Here is an 18585-nt window from a genome sequence, read left to right as displayed (position 1 = left end):
CGTTCAGGAGGGTGCGCACCGTCATGCACGCCATGTACTCCGGCGCGGCTCCAGAGGAGTTCGCGCCTCTCGAGGCCGTCGCCTCCCCCGCCCCGCTCGCCCCCGCCCCTCCCTCCGCCGACCTGCGGGTCGTGCAGGGCCCGCCGCCCGCGGCCATGCCCCCGCTGCTCAGAGACGACCGCCGGCTGCAGAACGCCCTCAAGCGTGGCATCGACCTCGCGCTCGCGCTGACCCTGATCCTCGCGCTCAGCCCGCTGATGACGGCGCTCGCCCTCGTCGTGAAGGCCAGTTCTCCCGGACCGGTGCTCTTCCGGCAGGAACGCGTGGGCCACATGGGCAAGACGTTCCTGATGCTCAAGTTCCGCTCGATGGTGGCGGACGCGGAGGAACGACTCGACGAGGTGCGGGCGCTGCAGGACACCGGCAACGTGGTCATGTTCAAGCTGCGTGACGACCCGCGGGTGACCAGGGCCGGCGCGGTGATGCGCCGTTACAGCCTGGACGAGCTGCCCCAGCTGTTCAACGTGCTTGCGGGAGACATGAGTCTCGTCGGACCGCGACCTCCGCTGCCCCGCGAGGTCGCGGAGTACGAGCCGCACGTGCACCGCCGATTCCTCGTGCGACCGGGGATCACGGGGCTGTGGCAGGTGAGCGGACGTTCGACGCTGTCGTGGGAGGAGACCGTCCGCCTCGACCTTTCGTACGTTGAGAGCTGGAGCCTGAGCGGCGACCTGGGTTTGCTGTTGCGCACCGTCAAGGTCGTCGTCGCGCCGGGGGACACGGTCGCGTGACACCGCCGGAGCGCAGCCGAGGATCGGCTACAGCGCGAGCCGCTCCCGCACGACGGCGGCGAGGGTGTCGGCGTGACGCTGCGCGGTCTCCTCGTCGGCGGCCTCCACCATGACGCGGACGAGCTGCTCGGTGCCGGAAGCGCGCAGCAGCACGCGCCCGGTCGTGCCCAGCTGCGCCTCCGCGGCACGGACGGCGGCCTGCACGCCCTCGTCGGCCGCGCAGCGCGCCTTGTCGACGTCCTTGACGTTCACGAGCACCTGCGGGTACACCGTCATGATCGACGCCAGCTCCGCCAGCGACCGCCCCGTGCGCGCCATCTCGGCGACCAGGTGCAGCCCCGTCAGCACGCCGTCGCCGGTGGTGGCGAACTCGCTCATGATGACGTGCCCCGACTGCTCGCCGCCGAGCGCGTGCCCACCCTCGGTCATCGCCTCGAGCACGTAGCGATCGCCGACCGCCGTCTGCACGACGGTGATCCCGCGCTCGCGCATCGCCACATGCAGCCCGAGGTTGCTCATGACGGTCGCGACGAGCGTGTCGTTCGTCAGCTGCCCGCGCTCGTGCATCGACGCGGCGAGGATCGCCATGATCTGGTCCCCGTCGACGACGCGCCCGTTCGCGTCGACCGCGAGGCAGCGGTCCGCGTCGCCGTCGTGGGCGATGCCGACGTCGGCACCCAGCCGAACGACGGCCTCCGCGAGGTGTTCGAGGTGAGTCGAGCCGACGCCGTCGTTGATGTTGAGGCCGTCGGGGTCGGCCCCGATCACGGTGACGGTGGCGCCGGCGTCACGGAACGCGTCGGGCGAGACGCCGGAGGCGGCGCCATGGGCACAGTCGAGCACGACGTGGATGCCGTCGAGCCGGTGCGGCAGCGACGCCAGCAGGTGCATGAGATAGCGGTCCTCGGCGTCGGAGAACCGGCGGATCCGGCCGACCTCGGCGCCGGTGGGCAGCCACCGCTCCCGGTCGAGGTGGCGCTCGATGCGTCGCTCCACGATGTCCGGGAGCTTCACGCCGCCGCGCGCGAACACCTTGATGCCGTTGTCGGGGGCGGGATTGTGGGACGCCGAGATCATGATCCCGAAGTCGGCGTCGAAGTCGCCGATGAGGAACGCGAGCGCCGGGGTCGGGATCACGCCGGCGTCGTAGACGTCCACGCCGGACGAGGCCAGGCCGGCCGCGACGGCCGCCGAGAGGAACTCACCCGAGACGCGGGGGTCACGCGCGATGACGGCGCGGGCGCGACGGCCGGCGGCGCGACGCGCCTCCGCTGAGCGCCCCTGGCCCAGGACGACCGCGGTCGCCTGGGCCAGGGACAGAGCAAGGTCGGCGGTGAGGGTGCCGTTGGCGAGCCCTCGCACGCCGTCCGTGCCGAAGAGCGGCATCGGATGCGGGTCCGATCAGCGCTTCGAGAACTGCGAGGCCTTGCGGGCCTTCTTGAGACCGGCCTTCTTGCGCTCGATCACGCGAGCGTCGCGCGTGAGGAAGCCCGCCTTCTTCAGCGCCGGGCGGTTGTTCTCCCGGTCGATCTCGTTCAGCGCGCGGGCGATGGCGAGGCGCAGCGCGCCGGCCTGACCCGAGGGGCCGCCGCCCGAGATGCGGGCGATCACGTCGTAGGCGCCCGTCAGGTTCAGCACCGTGAACGGGTCGGTGATCAGCTGCTGGTGGAGCTTGTTCGGGAAGTAGTCCTCGAACGTGCGGCCGTTGATCGTGAGGGTGCCCGAGCCGGGGACGAGACGCACGCGGGCGATCGCCTCCTTGCGGCGGCCCACGGCCGCGCCGGGGACGCTCACGACGGGACGGGGCGCCTCGGAGACCGCCTGGGCCTCGGGCGTCTCGGTGGAGTAGTTCTGCGGGAAGTCGGTGGTGTCGTTCGCCACGATGAAGTCCTTAGCTGCGGCGGCGCTTACTGCGCGACCTGGTCGAGGGTGTACGTCTTGGGCTGCTGAGCGGCGTGCGGGTGCTCGGCACCGGCGTACACCTTCAGCTTGGCGAGCTGCTGACGACCGAGGGAGTTCTTCGGCAGCATGCCGCGGATCGCCTTCTCGACGGCGCGGACGGGGTTCTTCTCGAGGAGCTCCGCGTACGAGACCGACTTGAGGCCGCCCGGGTAGCCGGAGTGGCGGTAGGCCAGCTTCTTCTGCAGCTTCTGACCGGTGAGCGCGACCTTGTCGGCGTTCACGATGATTACGAAGTCGCCCATGTCCATGTGGGGGGCGAAGGTCGCCTTGTGCTTTCCACGCAGGAGAGCGGCGGCGTGCGAGGCGAGGCGGCCGAGGACGACGTCGGTGGCGTCGATCACGAGCCACTCACGCTGGGCCTCACCGGCCTTCGGGGTGTAAGTGCGCGTCACAGTAGTGCTGCTTTCTGTTCGAACGGAGACGTTCGTGAATCCCGCTCCGATGGCTGTTCCGGACCGGATGGACCCGGAACCCGCACGGTGGAGGGCTCACGTTCGCGGCGTCCGCAGTGGACACCAAACAATCATCATAGCACGCTCACGTGCCGTCCCCCTCGCCTGCCGTCTCCTGCGAGCCGTGGCCCCGCCGATACTCGGCGGTCACGAGGATCGGCAGGTGGTCGCTCGATCCCTGAGGCAGGGTGATCACCCGGTCGATCGAGAGGCCGCGCGACGTGACGAAGTCGTAGTGGCCGCGGAAGAAGCGGTAACGCATGTAGGTGCGCGCGTCGCTGAGGCTGAGGTCGTAGCCCCGACGGCGCATCCGCTCCCCCAGGTTCTCCTTGAAGACGGGGTAGTTGTAGTCGCCCACCATGAGCGTCGGCGTGCCGGGGCCGAGGCGCTCGAGCGCCTCGAGCGCCGAGCGGATCTGGGTGCGGCGCAGCGAGTTGAGCGCCGTGAGGGGTGCGGCGTGGAACGAGGCCACCGTCACTTCACGACCGGCGTCGATGTCGTGCAACTGCACGCCCAGCACCCGCTCGTGCGCGGGGCGGAGGACCAGGTCGTGCAGCGACCGCTTGAGCCCGAGCGAGACGGTGTCCTTCAGCCGGAAGGCGTTCTCGCGGTAGTAGATCGCCAGCCCCAGGCGGTTCCGATCCGTCGCCGCGCCCAGGCGCATCTCGTCGACGCGCTCCGGCAGGGCCGCGACGTCGGCCTCCTGCAGGCACAGGACGTCCGGCTCGTAGCGGTCCTCGAGCTCCTCGAGCTCGCCCGCCGCGCGATGTTTGCGCAGGTTGTACGACAGCACCTTCACGGCGTCCACGCTACGCGGGCCGCCTTCGCGCAAGGTACGGGTTGACTCTCCTTTCGCCGGGATTCACTCGCGATCGCGTCGGTTGCGCGTGCGCTCCGCCCGGGCAGCCAGCTGATCGTCGGCCGGGTAGCCCACCTCCGTGAGGGTGAGCCCGCGCGCATCGAGCACCTTGAACGCGCTCGTGCGCTCCTGCGCGTCGCGCAGCACCTGGAGGTCGCCGGGGGCGAGCTTGCCCTCCCCCACGGCGACGCACGCGCCCACGAGGGCGCGCACCATGCTGTGGCAGAACGCGTCCGCCTTGACGTTGGCGACGAGCACGCCGCGCTCGTCCCGCCGCCAGTCGAACTCCAGCAGCGTGCGGATGGTCGTGGCCTCGGGTCGCGGCTTGCAGTAGGCCGCGAAGTCGTGAAGACCGATGAGGCCGCGTGCCGCCTCGTCCATGGCCGTCTCATCGAGCCGCGCCCGGACCCGCGTGGTGCGATGCCGCTGCAGCGGATCGTAGCCGGAGCGCGTGTCGGCGATCCGGTACTCGTAGCGCCGCCACGATGCGGAAAAGCGCGCATCGAAACCGGCCGGGGCCGTCGTCGTGCGCAGCACCGCCGCGTCGGAGTACGGCCCGAGCACGCCGGTCAGCCGACGGGCGATGACGGCCGCGGGGTCGGCGGATCGTCCGGCCCCGCTCGCGCGACGGCCCGTGGTCAGGCGCGCCCACTGCGGTGCGGTGAGGTCGGCGTGGGCGACCTGACCGGTGGCGTGCACGCCGGCGTCGGTGCGGCCCGCCACCGCGAGGAGCACCGGGGACCCGGCGATGCGGGTGAGCGCGGCCTCCAGGGTGCCCTGCACGGTGCGCAGCGTCGGCTGGCGTGCCCATCCGCGGAAGTTCGTGCCGTCGTAGGCGATGTCGAGCCGGATCCGGCGGCTCGGTTCGTCCGCGTCGCCCTCGTGCGTCGACTGGAGCGCGTCCGCGGCATCGCCGGCGCCGGTCACAGCCGCCCCAGCGCCGCGATCACGACCCGCGCGGACCGGGCCGCCGCGTCATCGACGTGCGTCTCGAACTGCTCCGGGGTCGGCGCGCACAGGTCGCTCACACCGCGGGCCACCGCGAACCGCACCCCATGGTTGAGCGCGGCCTGTGCGACGGCGGCCGTCTCCATGTCGACCGACAGCAGCGAGGGAAAGTCGTGGCGCAGCGCGTGGGCGAGCTCCACCGTGACGAACTTCTCACCGGACCCCATGGCGCCGGTCCGGACCGATGCGCCGGCGTCACCCACCGTCAGCGCCTCGCGGAGGTCCGGATCGGCGCTGTAGCGCTCGGGCATCCCCGGCGTCTGGCCCAGCGCGTACCCGAAGGCGCGGGCGTCCGCGTCGACGTTCACGGCCTCGACGCCGACGATCACGTCGCCCACCTCGACCATGCCGGCGAGGCCCCCCGCCGTGCCCGCGACGATGAGCGCGATCTCGGGGCCGTAGCGGTGTACGGCACCCGCGGCGGCGACGGCGGCGTTGACCATGCCGATGCCCGAGACGACGACCACCACGGTTCGGCCACCGAGCACCGCGCCGCGGTGCACTGCGCGGCCGATTCTGATCGGCTCGCTCACCTCGGCGGCGGCCTCGAGGAACGGGGCGGCCTCCTCGTCCATGGCCACCTGGATCACGTACGTCGTCACGATCCGAGCCTACGTCGTGGCAACCGGGAGGCCGGATCGGGGCGCACCGGGCGTCAGACGGCGCGCAGACGGGAGATCAGCTCGTCGGCCGCCTCGAGCTGACGCGCCAGCTTCTGCCGCCGCTCCTGTGCGTCCACGACGAAGGTCTCGAGCGCCGCGCGCGCGGCAGGGTCCCGCGGATCGCGCTCGAGCGCGTCCCGGGCGGCGAGCACCTCGCCCATCTGCTCGAGCGAGAACCCGAGCGGCTTCATCCGTCGGATGAGGAGGAGCCGGTCCACGTCGGTCTCGGTGTACAGACGGAAGCCCCCGGCGGTGCGGTCGCTGGGGCTCGCGAGCCCGATCTCGTCGTAGTGCCTCAGGGTGCGCAGGGAGAGCTGCGTGCGCTCGGAGACCTCGCCGATGTGCATCGTTCCCGCCATGCCTGCCACTCCTTTTGATCTAACTCTCACGTAACGGTAGAGTTACCGGGCGCACCTCGCGCCGCCCGGCATCGTCGCCGTCTCCATCTTCCCGCCCCCTTGGAGGACGCATGCCCGCGCCCGTGACCGACCGCTACCGCCCTCGCCCCTCCGTCCGCGAGGCGCTGCGCTCCCCGAAGCTCCTGACGCGCGAGGTCCTCGCCGGCCTCGTGGTCGCGCTCGCGCTCATCCCCGAGGCGATCGCGTTCTCCCTCGCGGCCGGGGTGGATCCGCAGGTGGGACTGTTCTCGTCCATCGTCATGGCCATCTCGATCGCGTTCCTCGGTGGCCGCCCGGCGATGATCACGGCGGCCACCGCCGCCGTGGCACTGGTGATCGCGCCGGTGAACGAGCAGTACGGGCTCGACTATCTCATCGCCACCGTCATCCTGGGCGGGATCTTCCAGGTCCTGCTGGGCATCCTGGGCGTCGCGAAGCTCATGCGGTTCATCCCGCGCAGCGTGATGGTGGGCTTCGTGAACGCGCTCGCGATCCTCATCTTCATCGCGCAGCTGCAGCACTTCGAGGACGCGCCGTGGATCGTCTACCCGATCATCGCCGCAAGCCTGCTCATCCTGTGGCTGTTCCCCCGGCTCACCACCGCCGTCCCGGCGCCGCTCGTGGTGGTCATCGTCATGTCGCTCGTCGTCTTCCTGGGGAACATCGACGTGCCGACGGTGTCGGACATGGGCCGGCTGCCCTCGGGGCCGCCGCTGCTCTTCTTCCCCGACGTCCCCCTCTCCTTCGAGACGCTGCAGATCATCACGCCGTACGCCCTCGGTATGGCGGCCGTCGGCCTGCTCGAGTCGCTCATGACCGCCAAGCTCGTCGACGACGTCACCGACACGCACTCGGACAAGACCCGCGAGTCGTGGGGGCAGGGGGTCTCGAACGTGCTGTCCGGCTTCTTCGGCGGCATGGGCGGATGCGCCATGATCGGCCAGACGATGATCAATGTGAAGGTCTCGGGCGCCCGCACGCGCGTCTCCACCTTCGCCGCCGGCCTCTTCCTGCTGGTGCTCGTGTGGTTCCTCGGGCCGGTGATGGCCGTCATCCCCATCGCCGCACTCGTGGCGATCATGATCATGGTCTCGGTCCTCACCTTCGACTGGCACTCCATCCGCCCCGCCACGCTGCGCCGCATGCCGAAGAGCGAGACGACCGTCATGGTGTTCACGGTCGTCCCCGTGGTGGTGACGCACAACCTCGCCGTGGGTGTCGTCGTCGGCGTGCTGACGGCGGCCGCGCTGTTCGTGCGCCGCGTCGCGCAGGTCACCACGGTGTCGCGCCGGGTGAGCGACGACGGAGCGACGGTGCGTTACGAGGTGGAGGGCGCACTGTTCTTCGCCTCGTCCAACGACCTCACCACGCAGTTCGCCTACGCCGACGACCCGGCGCGCGTCGTGATCGACATGTCACGCTCCCACGTCTGGGACGCCTCCACCGTGGCCGCCCTCGACGCGATCGTGCACAAGTACGCCCGGCGCGGCGCGGACGTGGAGATCGTCGGCATGAACGACGCCAGCGGCGAGTTCCACGGACGCCTCACGGGCAATCTGCCGTAGCGGCGCCGGGCACCGCCGCTACGGAGAGCGCGGTCGCCGTGGCGATGTTCGGCCGGCCCTGCCGAAATCTGTCGTGAGCCACGTCTCGATCGAGTCGAACGGGAACTCCCGCGGCTGGTGCCGCCCCGCGACGCTCCTCAGGTCGCTCATCCGGTCCATGCGGAAGAGGCGCCAGTCCGCACGGTCGATGTCGTACGCGACGATGTACCACTGCCGCTGGTGTAGCACGTGGCGATACGGTTCGACGGTGCGGTGCGACGAGCGCCCATCCAGGTCGGTGTATCGGAAGCGCACGCGGGCGCCGTCGGAGACGGCGTCGGCGAGCACGCCGATCAGGGTCCAGTCCACCGGCGCCGGCCCCTGGTGCAGGATGTGCGTCGAGAGCGCGGTCGCTGTGGCGCGGCGGCGGAGGGTGGGCGTGAGCGCCTGCTCCAGCTTGATCCGAGCCGCGCTCACCGACGCGTCGTCCGGCGCCCACGCCTCGAGGATGAGCAGGCTGGTGATGAGAGTCGAGATCTCGTCCGCGCTGAGCAGCATGGGCGGGATCCGCATGCTCGGTCGCAGGCGGTAGGCGCCTCCCGGGCCCGGTCGTGACGAGACGTCGTAGCCCAGACCGCGGAGGCGCTGCGCGTCGCGGCGCACGGTGCGCTCGCTCACCCGCAGCCGGACGGCGAGCTCCGGGACGCTCCACGCGCGGCCCGTCTGCAGCAACGCCAGGAGCTCGAGCGTCCGGCCCGTGGGGGAATCCATGGCTCCATGATGCGGCCTGATCCGGACAGGATCGGGCCGCATCCGTCCCTAGGCTGTGCGCGTCCGCCACGAAAGGAGCGAGCATGCGAATCGCCGTCACGACGCCCAACGGCAACGTGGGGCGCCACCTCACGCCCATGCTGGTGAGGGCCGGCGTCAGACCGTTGTTGCTGACCCGCCATCCCGAACGACTTCCGGCGTGGCTCACCGCGTATGCCGACATCGAGCGCGCCGACTGTCGCGAGCCCGACGAGGTCGTCGCCGCGACCGAGGGGGTCGAGGTCGTCTACTGGGTGGACCCGCCCGCCGAGTCGGCCGATCCACTCACGGACTATGCGCGCGCGACCGAGGCGCTCACGGCCGCCGTCGCGCGCAACGGCATCCGTCGAGTGGTGTTCCAGAGCAGCGTGGGAGCCGAGAAGCGACGCGGCGCCGGGGAGATCGACGGGCTGGCCGCCACGGAGGTCGCGATCGACGACCTCGGCGTCGACGTGACCCACCTGCGCTGCGGCTACTTCTTCACGAACCTGCTCTTCGACATCGCCTCGGTCCGAAGCGGGAGACTGCAGACCGTGCTGCCCCTCGATCACCGCATGAGCTGGGTGGCGCCGCGCGACATCGCCGAGGTCGCCGCCCTGACCCTGCTGAACCACGATTGGTCGGGGCGACGCGTGCAGGCCGTCCACGGCCCTGAGGACCTCTCCTGGGCAGAGGTCGCCCAGATCCTCACCGCGGCGCTCGACAGGGAGGTCACGGTCGAGCGCCTGTCCGACGACCAGCTGCACGCACAGTACCTCGCTGCGGGCCTTCCCCCTGCCACGGCCGAGGCCGTGCTCGGCATGTCGACGGGATTGCGCGACGACTTCGTGCCCGAGCAGGCGCGCACGGCGGTGACCACCACAGCGACGCGCCTGGCCACGTGGGCGCGAGACGAACTACGTCCACACCTCTGACGCCGCGCGACGGGAACGACGAAGGCCCGCACCTTCCGGTGCGGGCCTTCGTGCGGAATCTGATTACTCCGACTTCTTGGCGTCGTCCTCGACGACGGCGTCCTCGGCAGCCTCCTCGGCGGCCTGGCCCTCCTCGGGCGACTCCGAGCCCGCGTCCGCCGCGGTGTCCTCCGCCGGGGTCTCCTCGGCGGGGGTCTCCTCGGCGGGGGTCTCCTCGGCCGAGGCCGACTCGGCGACCGGAGCGGACTTCTTCGCCGACGACTTCGACGACGTCGCGACCGGCTCGAGAACGAGCTCGATCACGGCCATCGGAGCGTTGTCGCCCTTGCGGTTGCCGACCTTCGTGATGCGGGTGTAGCCACCCTCGCGCTCGGCGACCAGCGGCGCGATCTCGGTGAACAGGACGTGCACGACTTCCTTGTCACCGATGACCGACAGCACGCGACGGCGAGCGTGCAGATCGCCGCGCTTCGCGAACGTGATCAGACGCTCGGCGAGCGGACGCAGGCGCTTCGCCTTGGTCTCGGTCGTCTTGATCGACTTGTGCGTGAACAGAGCCGCAGCGAGGTTCGCGAGGAGCAGACGCTCGTGGGCGGGGCCGCCTCCGAGGCGGGGACCCTTGGTGGGCTTAGGCATTTCTTGTTACTCCAGAGTGTTCGGAAGTCGTCGGGTCAGAGGGTCTCGTCGTCGTAGCCGCCGTAGAAGTTGGCGCCGTCGAAACCGGGCACCGAGTCCTTCAGCGACAGTCCGAGCGAGGTGAGCTTGTCGCGCACCTCGTCGACCGACTTCTGTCCGAAGTTGCGGATGTTCATGAGCTGCGTCTCCGAGAGCGCGACCAGCTCGCTGACCGTGTTGATCCCCTCGCGCTTGAGGCAGTTGTACGAGCGGACCGACAGGTCGAGGTCCTCGATCGGCATCGAGAGCTCGTTCGAGAGCACCTCGGGCACCGGCGCGGGGCCGATCTCGATGCCCTCGGCCTCGACGTTCAGCTCGCGCGCCAGGCCGAACAGCTCGACGAGCGTGCGACCGGCCGACGCCACCGCGTCGCGCGGCGCGATCGACGGCTTGGTCTCGACGTCCAGCACGAGCTTGTCGAAGTCGGTGCGCTCACCGGCACGCGTGGCGTCCACGCGGTAGGCCACCTTGAGCACCGGCGAGTAGATCGAGTCGACCGGGATCTGGCCCGCCTCGGCGTACTCGTTGCGGTTCTGCACGGCCGACACGTAGCCGCGGCCGCGCTCGATGGTGAGCTCCAGCTCGAACTTGGCGGTGTCGTTGAGCGTCGCGATGACCAGCTCGGGGTTGTGCACCTCGACGCCCGCGGGGGCCGAGATGTCCGCCGCGGTGACCTCGCCGGCGCCCGTCTTGCGCAGGTACGCCGTGATCGGCTCGTCGCGCTCGCTCGACACCACGAGCTGCTTGATGTTGAGGATGATCTCGGTGACATCCTCCTTCACACCGGGGATCGTGCTGAACTCGTGCAGCACGCCGTCGATGCGGATGCTCGTGACGGCGGCACCCGGGATGGACGAGAGCAGGCTGCGGCGCAGCGAGTTGCCGATCGTGTAGCCGAAACCGGGCTCGAGCGGCTCGATGATGAACCGGCTGCGGAACTCCGAGATCTTCTCCTCGGTGAGGGTCGGACGCTGTGCGATGAGCACTATGTGTTCCTTTCGATCAAGTGCCCGCTATATGACACTTGGGGGTTCGAGGTCTTGAGTTGTACTCGGCGGGCGGGGCCCGCGGTGGAACGACGAAGTCCCGGAGCGGGGGCGCCTCGATGGGCGCCCACCGCTCCGGGGCAACGGATCAGACGCGGCGGCGCTTCGGGGGGCGGCAGCCGTTGTGCGCCTGCGGCGTCACGTCCTGGATCGAGCCGACCTCGAGGCCAGCGGCCTGCAGCGAGCGGATCGCGGTCTCGCGACCCGAACCCGGGCCCTTGACGAACACGTCGACCTTCTTGACGCCGTGCTCCTGCGCCTGACGCGCGGCCGACTCCGCGGCCATGCCGGCGGCGTACGGCGTCGACTTGCGCGAGCCCTTGAAGCCCACGCCACCCGACGACGCCCAGCTGATCACGGCGCCCGACGGGTCCGTGATCGACACGATCGTGTTGTTGAACGTCGACTTGATGTGGGCCTGGCCCAGCGCGATGTTCTTCTTCTCCTTGCGGCGCGGCTTGCGCGCAGCGGTCTTGGGGGTAGCCATATCCTCGTCTCCTGCCTATCCGCGCTTAGCGGGCCTTCTTCTTACCGGCGACGGTGCGCTTCGGGCCCTTGCGGGTGCGCGCGTTCGTCTTGGTGCGCTGACCGCGCACGGGAAGGCCGCGACGGTGGCGGAGGCCCTCGTACGAGCCGATCTCGACCTTGCGGCGGATGTCGGCGGCGACCTCGCGGCGCAGATCACCCTCGACCTTGTAGTTGGCCTCGATGTAGTCACGGAGCGCGACCAGCTGGTCGTCCGTGAGGTCCTTGACGCGGATGTTCTCGTCGATGCCCGTGGCAGCGAGAATCTCGTTCGAGCGGGTACGGCCCACGCCGTAGATGTACGTGAGGGCGATCACCACGCGCTTGTCGCGCGGGATGTCGACGCCGGCAAGACGTGCCATGCGACTTCTCCTGTTGTTCGGTGGAGGTGTGGAGCAGGATCGGTGCCCGGGCCTCCGCCCCGAGGTGTCCCCCGCTCACGCGGGTTCTGATCCTGCCGAATGCGATTGTTGAGTTGTGACGTCCTGCGGGCCCGCCGAGGCGGAGCCGTCAGCCCTGGCGCTGCTTGTGGCGCGGGTTGCTCTTGCAGATGACCATCACGCGGCCGTTGCGGCGAATGACCTTGCAGTGGTCGCAGATGGGCTTGACGGAGGGGTTGACCTTCATGATTTTCCTGTCGCTGTCTTCGTACCCCGCGAGCGGGGGCCGTTACTTCTCGGCCGGACTCAGCGGTAGCGGTAGACGATGCGGCCGCGGGTCAGGTCGTAGGGGCTCAGCTCCACGACCACGCGGTCCTCGGGGATGATGCGGATGTAGTTCTGCCGCATCTTTCCCGAGATCGTGGCGAGCACCTTGTGACCGTTCGTCAGCTCGACGCGGAACATCGCGTTCGGCAGCGCCTCGGACACCGTGCCCTCGATCTCGATGACACCGTCTTTAGCCATAAACTCGCTATCGCTCTCTTGCAGACCGGCCGGTCTGCGGTGGTTGGGGATCGGTGCCGGATGACACGCCGAAAATAGGCGCAAGGCACCAAAGATCCATGGTAGACGACCGGCCCTGATTCGGCAAACCGCGTGTCACCGCCCCGACGCCGACCGCCGTGATTCGCCGCGGTCGCGGACGCCCGGCGCCGCGCTGTCGAAGCCGGCGTTTTTACTGGAGCTTGTCGATGATGTCGGCCTGCGGGTCCCACGTGAGGCTGACGAACTCGTCGTTCAGCAGGATCGTGGGCGTGCTGATCCCCGACGCGCCGGGAGCCACCGGCGTCTCGGGCGTCATCTTCGTCACGTAGTCCATGTACTCGCCGTCGGCGATGCACGACGCGGCGTCGCCGGCCCCGGCCTCCGACGCGAGACCCGCGATCTGGTCGTCCGACAGACCCTCGGTCCCCTCGCGGGGCTGATCACGGAAGAGCGCATCGATGAACGGATACACCGCGTCCGGGTTCGCCTCGGCCACGCAGTACACCGCTCCGGCGGCGCGCGTGGAGAACTGCGTGCCGTTCGACTGCGAGTCGAGGATCGCGATCGGGTGGACGTTGAGCGTGACCTCGCCCTCCTCGACGAGCTCGGCCACATCCTCGCCGTAGGTCTCGTGGTATTCGTGGCAGTACGGGCACATGAAGTCGAGGTACTCCTCGAGCACGTTGGGGCCGTCGCCCAGCGTGATCGCTCCGGTCTCCTCATCGACGACCGCCGACGCGGGCGATTCGGCCAGCGCCACCGCCTGGCGGTTCATCTGCACCACGAGCACCGCGATCACGGCGATGGCGACCACGACGGCCGCCGAGATCCAGATTGCGACCCAGTTGGTCTTGCGGGCAGCGGCCATTGTTCCTCCGTCGGTCTTGCGCGGGTCTCAGGCGAGGGGCGTGGGGGTGACGCCGAACGGCGCGAGCCCCTCGGCGCCGCCGTCGGGGGCGGTCAGCACCCATACGCCCCCATCATGCACGGCCACACTGTGCTCCCAGTGTGCGCCGTCCGAACCGTCCTCGGTCGTGACGGTCCACTCGTCGTCCTCGACGAACACGGCCTCGGATCCCGAGGTCATCATGGGCTCGACGCAGATGGCGAGCCCCGGCTTCACGCGGGCGCCCGCCTGCGGCGTGCGGTAGTTGAACAGCGTGGGCGGCTCGTGCATGCTGCGGCCGATGCCGTGTCCGACGTAGTCGCGCAGGATGCCGGCGGGCGCCCCCGACGCGAGCGGGTTCGCCTCGATGTGCTCCTCGATCGACGCGCCGACCTCACCGAGGTGGCGGGCCGTCGCGAGCGCCGCGATCCCGGCCCACATCGACGACCGCGTGACCTCGCTCAGCTCCTCGCGCCGCGCCACGAGCTCGGGGCGCTCGGCGTCGGGAAGCACGATCGTGATCGCCGAGTCGCCGTTCCAGCCATCGGGCGTCTCCGCGCCGCAGTCGACCGAGACGATGTCGCCCGGCTCGAGAACACGGTCGCCCGGGATCCCGTGAACGACCTCGTCGTTGACGGACACGCAGATCGTGTGGTGGTAGCCCGGCACCAGCTGGAAGTTCGAGTGCGCACCGCGCTCCACGATCGCCGCCTCCGCGATCGCGTCGAGCTCCAGAGTGGTCATCCCCGGCCGGATCGCGGCCCGCACGGCTTCGAGCGCGGCGTGCGTGATGAGGCCGGGCGCGACCATCGCCCGCAGCTGGGCGGGTGTCTTGTACGCGGAGCGGCGGAACACGTCAGGCCGCGGCGCGCGCGAGACCGCGCGCCTCGAGCGCCGCGAAGATGCGCTCGGTGATCTCGTCGAGCGAGCCCACGCCGTCGATACGATCGACGATGCCGCGCGGGGCGTACACGTCGATGATCGGCGCGGTCTCCGACTCGTAGATGTCCAGGCGCCTCGCGATGACGTCGGTCGTGTCGTCCGAACGGCCCTCCTGCTCGGCGCGCAGCGTGAGGCGCTTCAGGCTCTCCTCGCGCGGCACGTCCAGCACGATGACGGCGTCGAGCGCCTCGCCGCGGCCGGACAGGAACTCGTCGAGATGCCCGACCTGCGCCGTGTTGCGCGGGTACCCGTCGAGCAGGAAGCCCTCGCGCGCGTCGTCTTCGGCGAGGCGGTCGCGCACGATCTCGCTCGTGACCTCGTCGGGGACGAGGTCGCCGGCGTCGGTGATCGCCTTCACCTTCTGACCGAGCGGGGTGTTGTTCTTGATGTTCGCGCGGAAGATGTCGCCGGTCGAGACCACCGGGACGCCGAACGCCTCGGCGATCCGGACGCCCTGGGTGCCCTTGCCCGAGCCCTGCGGGCCGACGATGAGAAGTCGTGTGGTCATCGGAGGAGTCCTTCGTAGTGGCGCTGCTGCAGCTGCGCGTCGATCTGCTTCACCGTCTCGAGGCCGACACCGACCATGATCAGCAGCGACGCGCCGCCGAACGGGAAGTTCTGGTTCGCCTGCACGGTCGCCAGCGCGATGAGCGGGATGAGCGCGATCAGGCCGAGGTAGATCGAGCCGGGGAACGTGATGCGCGTGAGCACGAAGTCGAGGTACTCGGCGGTGGGCCTTCCGGCGCGGATGCCGGGGATGAAGCCGCCGTACTTCTTCATGTTGTCGGCGACGTCGACCGGGTTGAACGTGATGGCCACGTAGAAGTACGTGAAGCCGATGATCAGCAGGAAGTACACGAGCATGTACAGCCAGTGGTCGCCGTTCGTGAAGTACGTGTTGATCCACGTGACCCACTCGGGAACGTTGCCCTCGGCGTCCGGCGTCGCATTGAACTGCGCCACGAGGGCCGGGATGTACAGCAGCGACGAGGCGAAGATGACCGGCACGACGCCCGCCATGTTCACCTTGATCGGGATGTAGGTGTTCGTGCCGCCGTAGGTGCGGCGGCCCACCATGCGCTTGGCGTACTGCACCGGGATGCGCCGCTGCGACTGCTCGACGAACACGACGAGCGCGATGAGGACGATGCCGACCGCGAGCACGAGCAGGAAGATCTCGAAGCCCTGCGCCTGCCAGATGGCGCCCATGGCGCCGGGGAACGTCGCCGCGATCGATGTGAAGATGAGCAGCGACATGCCGTTGCCGATGCCGCGCTCGGTCACGAGCTCGGCGAACCACATGATGAGGCCCGTGCCGGCGGTCATGCAGATGATGACGAGCAGCTGCGCCCACCACACGTCGTTCACGAGCAGCTGGTTGCACTCCGCGATGCCCGTGACGCCGAAGAGCTGACCCGTGCGGGCGACCGTGACGAGCGTCGTCGACTGCAGCAGCGCCAACGCGATCGTGATGTAGCGCGTGTACTGCGTGAGCTTGGCCTGCCCCGACTGACCCTCCTTGTAGAGAGTCTCGAAGTGCGGGATGACCACGCGCAGGAGCTGCACGATGATCGTCGCGGTGATGTACGGCATGACGCCGAGCGCGAAGATCGACAGCTGCAGGAGGGCGCCTCCGGAGAAGAGGTTCACCAGGGAGAGCAGGCCCTCGGCACCGGAGGTCTGGTCGATGCAGCTCTGGACGTTGGGGAAGTGCACGAAGGGCGCGGGGATGTGGGCACCGAGCCGGTAGATCACGATGATCCCGATGGTGAAACCGATCTTCCGCCGCAGATCGGGCGTGCGGAAGATCCGCGCGATGGCGCTGAACAAGGGGTTGCCTCCCTGGAAACTTGCGGCTCGCCCTCGGCAGAGCCTGCACCAGCCTAACGCAAGAGGGGCCGGGACCCTTCCGGATCCCGACCCCTCTGATCGGCGTTACTTGACGCTGCCGCCCGCGGCGACGATCTTCTGCTCCGCGGAGCCCGAGACCTTGTCGACCGACACGTTCAGCGCGACCGAGATGTCGCCGTTCCCGAGAACCTTGACCTTCTCGTTCTTGCGGACCGCGCCCTTGGCCACGAGGTCGGCGACGGTCACGTCGCCACCCTGCGGGTAGAGCTCCGCGAGCTTGTCCAGGTTCACGACCTGGTACTCGACGCGGAACGGGTTCTTGAACCCGCGCAGCTTCGGGGTGCGCATGTGCAGCGGCATCTGGCCACCCTCGAAACCGACCTTCACGGTGTTGCGGGCCTTCGTGCCCTTCGTACCGCGGCCGGCCGTCTTACCCTTCGAGCCCTCACCGCGACCCTTGCGGGTCTTCGCGGTGTTGGCGCCCGGGACCGGACGGAGGTGGTGGACCTTCAGAACGCTGCCGCGCTCGGAGTTGTTCTCAGCCATCAGTCGATCTCCTCAACCTTGACGAGGTGAGCGACCGCGCGGACGTACCCGCGCGTCTGCTGGTCGTCGGGACGGACGACCGAGTCGCCGATCCGCTTGAGACCGAGGCTGCGCAGCGTGTCACGCTGGTTCTGCTTCTCGCTCACCTTGGACTTGATCTGCGTCACCTTCAGACGCGCGGCCATCAGGCACCTACCTTCGCAGCAGCGGCGGCCTCGGCCTCCGCACGAACGAGACGCGCCGGCGCGACCTGATCGAAGTCGAGGCCACGGCGCGCGGCGACCGCGCGCGGCTCCTCGAGCTGCTTCAGGGCCTCGACGGTCGCGTGCACGATGTTGATCGTGTTCGACGAACCGAGCGACTTCGACAGCACGTCGTGGATGCCGGCGCACTCGAGCACGGCACGCACCGGGCCACCGGCGATAACACCGGTACCGGCGGCGGCCGGACGCAGCAGCACGACGCCCGCGGCGGCCTCACCCTGCACGGGGTGCGGGATGGTGCTGCCCACGCGGGGCACGCGGAAGAAGTTGCGCTTGGCGTCCTCGACGCCCTTCGAGATGGCCAGGGGCACCTCGCGGGCCTTGCCGTAGCCGACGCCCACGACGCCGTTGCCGTCACCCACGACCACGAGGGCCGTGAAGCTGAAGCGGCGACCGCCCTTGACGACCTTCGACACGCGGTTGATCGTCACCACACGCTCGAGGAACTGGCTGTCGGCGCCACGGCCACCGCGGTCGTTGTCACGACGACGGTTGTCGCGGCCGCCGCGGCCACCCCGACGCTCGTCGCGCTGCTCGGTGCCGGCGGCCTGCTCGGTCACCGCCGGAGCGGCTTCGGTGGTCGCTGCCTGGTCGGCGGTCACTGGGGTCTCCTTGTTGTCACTCACAGGTTCAGCCCTCCTTCGCGGGCGCCCTCGGCGATCGCGGCGACGCGACCGGCGTAGCGGTTGCCGCCGCGGTCGAACACCGCGTCGGTGATGCCGGCCGACTTCGCGCGCTCCGCGAGGAGCTCGCCGACCTTGCGGGCCTTGGCCGTCTTGTCACCTTCGAGCGAGCGCAGCTCGGTCTCGAGGGTGGAGGCGCTGGCCAGCGTGTGGCCCTTGCTGTCGTCGACGAGCTGCACGAACACGTGGCGCGCCGAACGGGTCACGACCAGCCGGGGACGGACGGGCGTGCCTGCGACCTTCTTGCGAAGGCGAATGTGACGGCGCTTGCGCGCGACGGACTTCGACTTCACAGCCATGATTACTTACCAGCCTTTCCGGCCTTGCGGCGGACCTGCTCGCCCGCGTAGCGCACACCCTTGCCCTTGTACGGCTCGGGCTTGCGGATCTTGCGGATGTTGGCGGCGACCTCGCCCACGGCCTGCTTGTCGATGCCGCTCACCGTGAGCTTGTTGTTGCCCTCGACGGTGAACGTGATGCCCGCGGGGGGCTCGACCGTCACGGGGTGCGAGAAGCCCAGCGCGAACTCGATGGCCGAGCCCTTCTGCGCCACGCGGTAACCGGTGCCGACGACCTCGAGGCCCTTCGAGTAGCCCTCGGTCACGCCGATGATGTTGTTGTTGATCAGGGTGCGCGTCAGGCCGTGCAGCGAGCGCGACTCGCGCTCGTCGTCGGGGCGGGTGACGAGAACCTGGTTCTCCTCCACCTTCACCTCGATCGGCTTGGCCACGGTGAGCGAGAGCTCGCCCTTCGGGCCCTTGACGGCCACCTGCTGCCCGTCGACGGTCACGGTGACGCCGGCGGGGATGTCGATGGGAAGACGTCCGATTCGCGACATGTCA

Annotated in this window: 26 protein-coding genes; 3 read left to right on the top strand and 23 right to left on the bottom strand. The window is 69.6% G+C overall.

The genetic code is table 11. The features are described from left to right. Positions 1–23 precede the first annotated feature (23 nt). On the top strand, positions 24–791 hold the full coding sequence (locus tag N8N77_RS11985) for a sugar transferase (protein ID WP_396652833.1): 768 nt from the start codon (positions 24–26) through the stop codon (positions 789–791). Positions 792–818: 27 nt separating this feature from the next. Here N8N77_RS11985 and glmM read toward each other — a convergent pair whose 3' ends face one another. The 7 genes from glmM to N8N77_RS11950 all read right to left on the bottom strand — a co-directional run bounded on the left by glmM (position 819) and on the right by N8N77_RS11950 (position 6093). Beyond that, positions 819–2177 carry a phosphoglucosamine mutase gene (glmM, locus tag N8N77_RS11980; protein WP_261167091.1) on the bottom strand — a complete coding sequence of 453 codons (1359 nt, stop codon included), beginning with the start codon at positions 2175–2177 and terminating at the stop codon, positions 819–821. A 15-nt stretch (positions 2178–2192) separates the two neighbouring features. After that, positions 2193–2672: a 30S ribosomal protein S9 gene (gene rpsI / locus N8N77_RS11975; protein ID WP_314732531.1), complete on the bottom strand. Its 480-nt coding sequence runs from the start codon at positions 2670–2672 to the stop codon at positions 2193–2195. A 26-nt stretch (positions 2673–2698) separates the two neighbouring features. Then, entirely contained in the window at positions 2699–3145 is a 447-nt protein-coding gene (gene rplM / locus N8N77_RS11970; protein ID WP_261167090.1) for a 50S ribosomal protein L13, read from the bottom strand. 145 nt (positions 3146–3290) lie between these two features. Then, positions 3291–4004 carry an endonuclease/exonuclease/phosphatase family protein gene (locus tag N8N77_RS11965; RefSeq protein ID WP_261167160.1) on the bottom strand — a complete coding sequence of 238 codons (714 nt, stop codon included), beginning with the start codon at positions 4002–4004 and terminating at the stop codon, positions 3291–3293. A gap of 63 nt (positions 4005–4067) precedes the next feature. Further along, positions 4068–4916: a tRNA pseudouridine(38-40) synthase TruA gene (gene truA, locus N8N77_RS11960; RefSeq protein WP_261167159.1), complete on the bottom strand. Its 849-nt coding sequence runs from the start codon at positions 4914–4916 to the stop codon at positions 4068–4070. Positions 4917–4987: 71 nt separating this feature from the next. Further along, the gene (gene mtnN / locus N8N77_RS11955) at positions 4988–5674 is read right to left on the bottom strand and encodes a 5'-methylthioadenosine/S-adenosylhomocysteine nucleosidase (protein ID WP_261167089.1); all 687 of its coding nucleotides are present in this window, start codon (positions 5672–5674) and stop codon (positions 4988–4990) included. Positions 5675–5727: 53 nt separating this feature from the next. After that, complete coding sequence (locus N8N77_RS11950; protein WP_261167088.1) at positions 5728–6093, bottom strand: MerR family transcriptional regulator; 366 nt, start codon at positions 6091–6093, stop codon at positions 5728–5730. Positions 6094–6203: 110 nt separating this feature from the next. On the opposite strand from N8N77_RS11950, the gene N8N77_RS11945 reads away from it, so the two are divergent. After that, positions 6204–7697 (top strand): SulP family inorganic anion transporter, encoded by a 1494-nt coding sequence (locus N8N77_RS11945; protein ID WP_261167087.1) that lies wholly within the window; start codon positions 6204–6206, stop codon positions 7695–7697. Positions 7698–7715: 18 nt separating this feature from the next. Here the strand turns inward: N8N77_RS11945 and N8N77_RS11940 are convergent, their stop codons facing one another. After that, complete coding sequence (locus N8N77_RS11940) at positions 7716–8447, bottom strand: YafY family protein (protein ID WP_261167086.1); 732 nt, start codon at positions 8445–8447, stop codon at positions 7716–7718. Between the two features lie 83 nt (positions 8448–8530). On the opposite strand from N8N77_RS11940, the gene N8N77_RS11935 reads away from it, so the two are divergent. Continuing rightward, complete coding sequence (locus N8N77_RS11935; RefSeq protein ID WP_261167085.1) at positions 8531–9400, top strand: NAD(P)H-binding protein; 870 nt, start codon at positions 8531–8533, stop codon at positions 9398–9400. 63 nt (positions 9401–9463) lie between these two features. On the opposite strand, the gene rplQ is transcribed toward N8N77_RS11935, so the two are convergent. The 15 genes from rplQ to rplF form a co-directional block, all read right to left on the bottom strand. Then, positions 9464–10036, bottom strand: coding sequence for a 50S ribosomal protein L17 (gene rplQ / locus N8N77_RS11930; protein ID WP_261167084.1), 573 nt, complete (start codon positions 10034–10036; stop codon positions 9464–9466). 35 nt (positions 10037–10071) lie between these two features. Then, complete coding sequence (locus tag N8N77_RS11925) at positions 10072–11061, bottom strand: DNA-directed RNA polymerase subunit alpha (protein ID WP_261167083.1); 990 nt, start codon at positions 11059–11061, stop codon at positions 10072–10074. Positions 11062–11209: 148 nt separating this feature from the next. Continuing rightward, a complete protein-coding gene (gene rpsK, locus N8N77_RS11920) occupies positions 11210–11608 on the bottom strand; it encodes a 30S ribosomal protein S11 (protein ID WP_261167082.1) in 399 nt (132 codons plus the stop codon). A 25-nt stretch (positions 11609–11633) separates the two neighbouring features. Then, positions 11634–12008 carry a 30S ribosomal protein S13 gene (gene rpsM / locus N8N77_RS11915; protein ID WP_261167081.1) on the bottom strand — a complete coding sequence of 125 codons (375 nt, stop codon included), beginning with the start codon at positions 12006–12008 and terminating at the stop codon, positions 11634–11636. A gap of 148 nt (positions 12009–12156) precedes the next feature. After that, positions 12157–12273, bottom strand: a complete 117-nt coding sequence (gene rpmJ, locus N8N77_RS11910; RefSeq protein WP_055821300.1) for a 50S ribosomal protein L36 — start codon at positions 12271–12273, stop codon at positions 12157–12159. A gap of 59 nt (positions 12274–12332) precedes the next feature. Then, positions 12333–12551: a translation initiation factor IF-1 gene (gene infA / locus N8N77_RS11905; protein WP_029151296.1), complete on the bottom strand. Its 219-nt coding sequence runs from the start codon at positions 12549–12551 to the stop codon at positions 12333–12335. Positions 12552–12762: 211 nt separating this feature from the next. After that, positions 12763–13440: a thioredoxin domain-containing protein gene (locus tag N8N77_RS11900; protein WP_261167080.1), complete on the bottom strand. Its 678-nt coding sequence runs from the start codon at positions 13438–13440 to the stop codon at positions 12763–12765. Positions 13441–13467: 27 nt separating this feature from the next. Beyond that, on the bottom strand, positions 13468–14313 hold the full coding sequence (gene map / locus N8N77_RS11895; protein WP_261167079.1) for a type I methionyl aminopeptidase: 846 nt from the start codon (positions 14311–14313) through the stop codon (positions 13468–13470). A 1-nt stretch (position 14314) separates the two neighbouring features. Then, complete coding sequence (locus tag N8N77_RS11890; RefSeq protein ID WP_261167078.1) at positions 14315–14908, bottom strand: adenylate kinase; 594 nt, start codon at positions 14906–14908, stop codon at positions 14315–14317. Further along, the gene (secY, locus tag N8N77_RS11885) at positions 14905–16230 is read right to left on the bottom strand and encodes a preprotein translocase subunit SecY (protein WP_261167077.1); all 1326 of its coding nucleotides are present in this window, start codon (positions 16228–16230) and stop codon (positions 14905–14907) included. The genes N8N77_RS11890 and secY overlap by 4 nt, the downstream gene beginning before the upstream one ends. 105 nt (positions 16231–16335) lie before the next feature. Beyond that, positions 16336–16797, bottom strand: coding sequence for a 50S ribosomal protein L15 (rplO, locus tag N8N77_RS11880; RefSeq protein ID WP_261167076.1), 462 nt, complete (start codon positions 16795–16797; stop codon positions 16336–16338). Next, positions 16797–16982 carry a 50S ribosomal protein L30 gene (gene rpmD, locus N8N77_RS11875; protein ID WP_261167075.1) on the bottom strand — a complete coding sequence of 62 codons (186 nt, stop codon included), beginning with the start codon at positions 16980–16982 and terminating at the stop codon, positions 16797–16799. Before rpmD ends, rplO begins: the two co-directional genes overlap by 1 nt. After that, positions 16982–17662 (bottom strand): 30S ribosomal protein S5, encoded by a 681-nt coding sequence (gene rpsE, locus N8N77_RS11870; RefSeq protein WP_261167074.1) that lies wholly within the window; start codon positions 17660–17662, stop codon positions 16982–16984. The genes rpmD and rpsE overlap by 1 nt, the downstream gene beginning before the upstream one ends. A 20-nt stretch (positions 17663–17682) precedes the next feature. Further along, a complete protein-coding gene (rplR, locus tag N8N77_RS11865; RefSeq protein ID WP_261167073.1) occupies positions 17683–18042 on the bottom strand; it encodes a 50S ribosomal protein L18 in 360 nt (119 codons plus the stop codon). A gap of 2 nt (positions 18043–18044) precedes the next feature. Next, positions 18045–18581, bottom strand: a complete 537-nt coding sequence (gene rplF / locus N8N77_RS11860; protein ID WP_261167072.1) for a 50S ribosomal protein L6 — start codon at positions 18579–18581, stop codon at positions 18045–18047. Between the last annotated feature and the right edge of the window lie 4 nt (positions 18582–18585).

This window comes from Microbacterium sp. Marseille-Q6965 (genome assembly GCF_946151065.1).
Taxonomy (GTDB): Bacteria; Actinomycetota; Actinomycetes; order Actinomycetales; family Microbacteriaceae; genus Microbacterium.
This window is presented reverse-complemented; position numbering and strand designations above follow the sequence as displayed.

Bases quoted from the DNA above. Each gene is read 5' to 3' on its own strand.
- N8N77_RS11985 (WP_396652833.1), top strand. From the start codon at position 24: ATGCACGCCATGTACTCCGGCGCGGCTCCAGAGGAGTTCGCGCCTCTC.
- glmM (WP_261167091.1), bottom strand. From the start codon at position 2,177: ATGCCGCTCTTCGGCACGGACGGCGTGCGAGGGCTCGCCAACGGCACC.
- N8N77_RS11950 (WP_261167088.1), bottom strand. From the start codon at position 6,093: ATGGCGGGAACGATGCACATCGGCGAGGTCTCCGAGCGCACGCAGCTC.
- N8N77_RS11945 (WP_261167087.1), top strand. From the start codon at position 6,204: ATGCCCGCGCCCGTGACCGACCGCTACCGCCCTCGCCCCTCCGTCCGC.
- N8N77_RS11940 (WP_261167086.1), bottom strand. From the start codon at position 8,447: ATGGATTCCCCCACGGGCCGGACGCTCGAGCTCCTGGCGTTGCTGCAG.
- N8N77_RS11935 (WP_261167085.1), top strand. From the start codon at position 8,531: ATGCGAATCGCCGTCACGACGCCCAACGGCAACGTGGGGCGCCACCTC.
- rplQ (WP_261167084.1), bottom strand. From the start codon at position 10,036: ATGCCTAAGCCCACCAAGGGTCCCCGCCTCGGAGGCGGCCCCGCCCAC.
- rpsK (WP_261167082.1), bottom strand. From the start codon at position 11,608: ATGGCTACCCCCAAGACCGCTGCGCGCAAGCCGCGCCGCAAGGAGAAG.
- rpsM (WP_261167081.1), bottom strand. From the start codon at position 12,008: ATGGCACGTCTTGCCGGCGTCGACATCCCGCGCGACAAGCGCGTGGTG.
- rpmJ (WP_055821300.1), bottom strand. From the start codon at position 12,273: ATGAAGGTCAACCCCTCCGTCAAGCCCATCTGCGACCACTGCAAGGTC.
- infA (WP_029151296.1), bottom strand. From the start codon at position 12,551: ATGGCTAAAGACGGTGTCATCGAGATCGAGGGCACGGTGTCCGAGGCG.
- N8N77_RS11900 (WP_261167080.1), bottom strand. From the start codon at position 13,440: ATGGCCGCTGCCCGCAAGACCAACTGGGTCGCAATCTGGATCTCGGCG.
- N8N77_RS11890 (WP_261167078.1), bottom strand. From the start codon at position 14,908: ATGACCACACGACTTCTCATCGTCGGCCCGCAGGGCTCGGGCAAGGGC.
- rplO (WP_261167076.1), bottom strand. From the start codon at position 16,797: ATGGCTGAGAACAACTCCGAGCGCGGCAGCGTTCTGAAGGTCCACCAC.
- rpmD (WP_261167075.1), bottom strand. From the start codon at position 16,982: ATGGCCGCGCGTCTGAAGGTGACGCAGATCAAGTCCAAGGTGAGCGAG.
- rplR (WP_261167073.1), bottom strand. From the start codon at position 18,042: ATGGCTGTGAAGTCGAAGTCCGTCGCGCGCAAGCGCCGTCACATTCGC.
- rplF (WP_261167072.1), bottom strand. From the start codon at position 18,581: ATGTCGCGAATCGGACGTCTTCCCATCGACATCCCCGCCGGCGTCACC.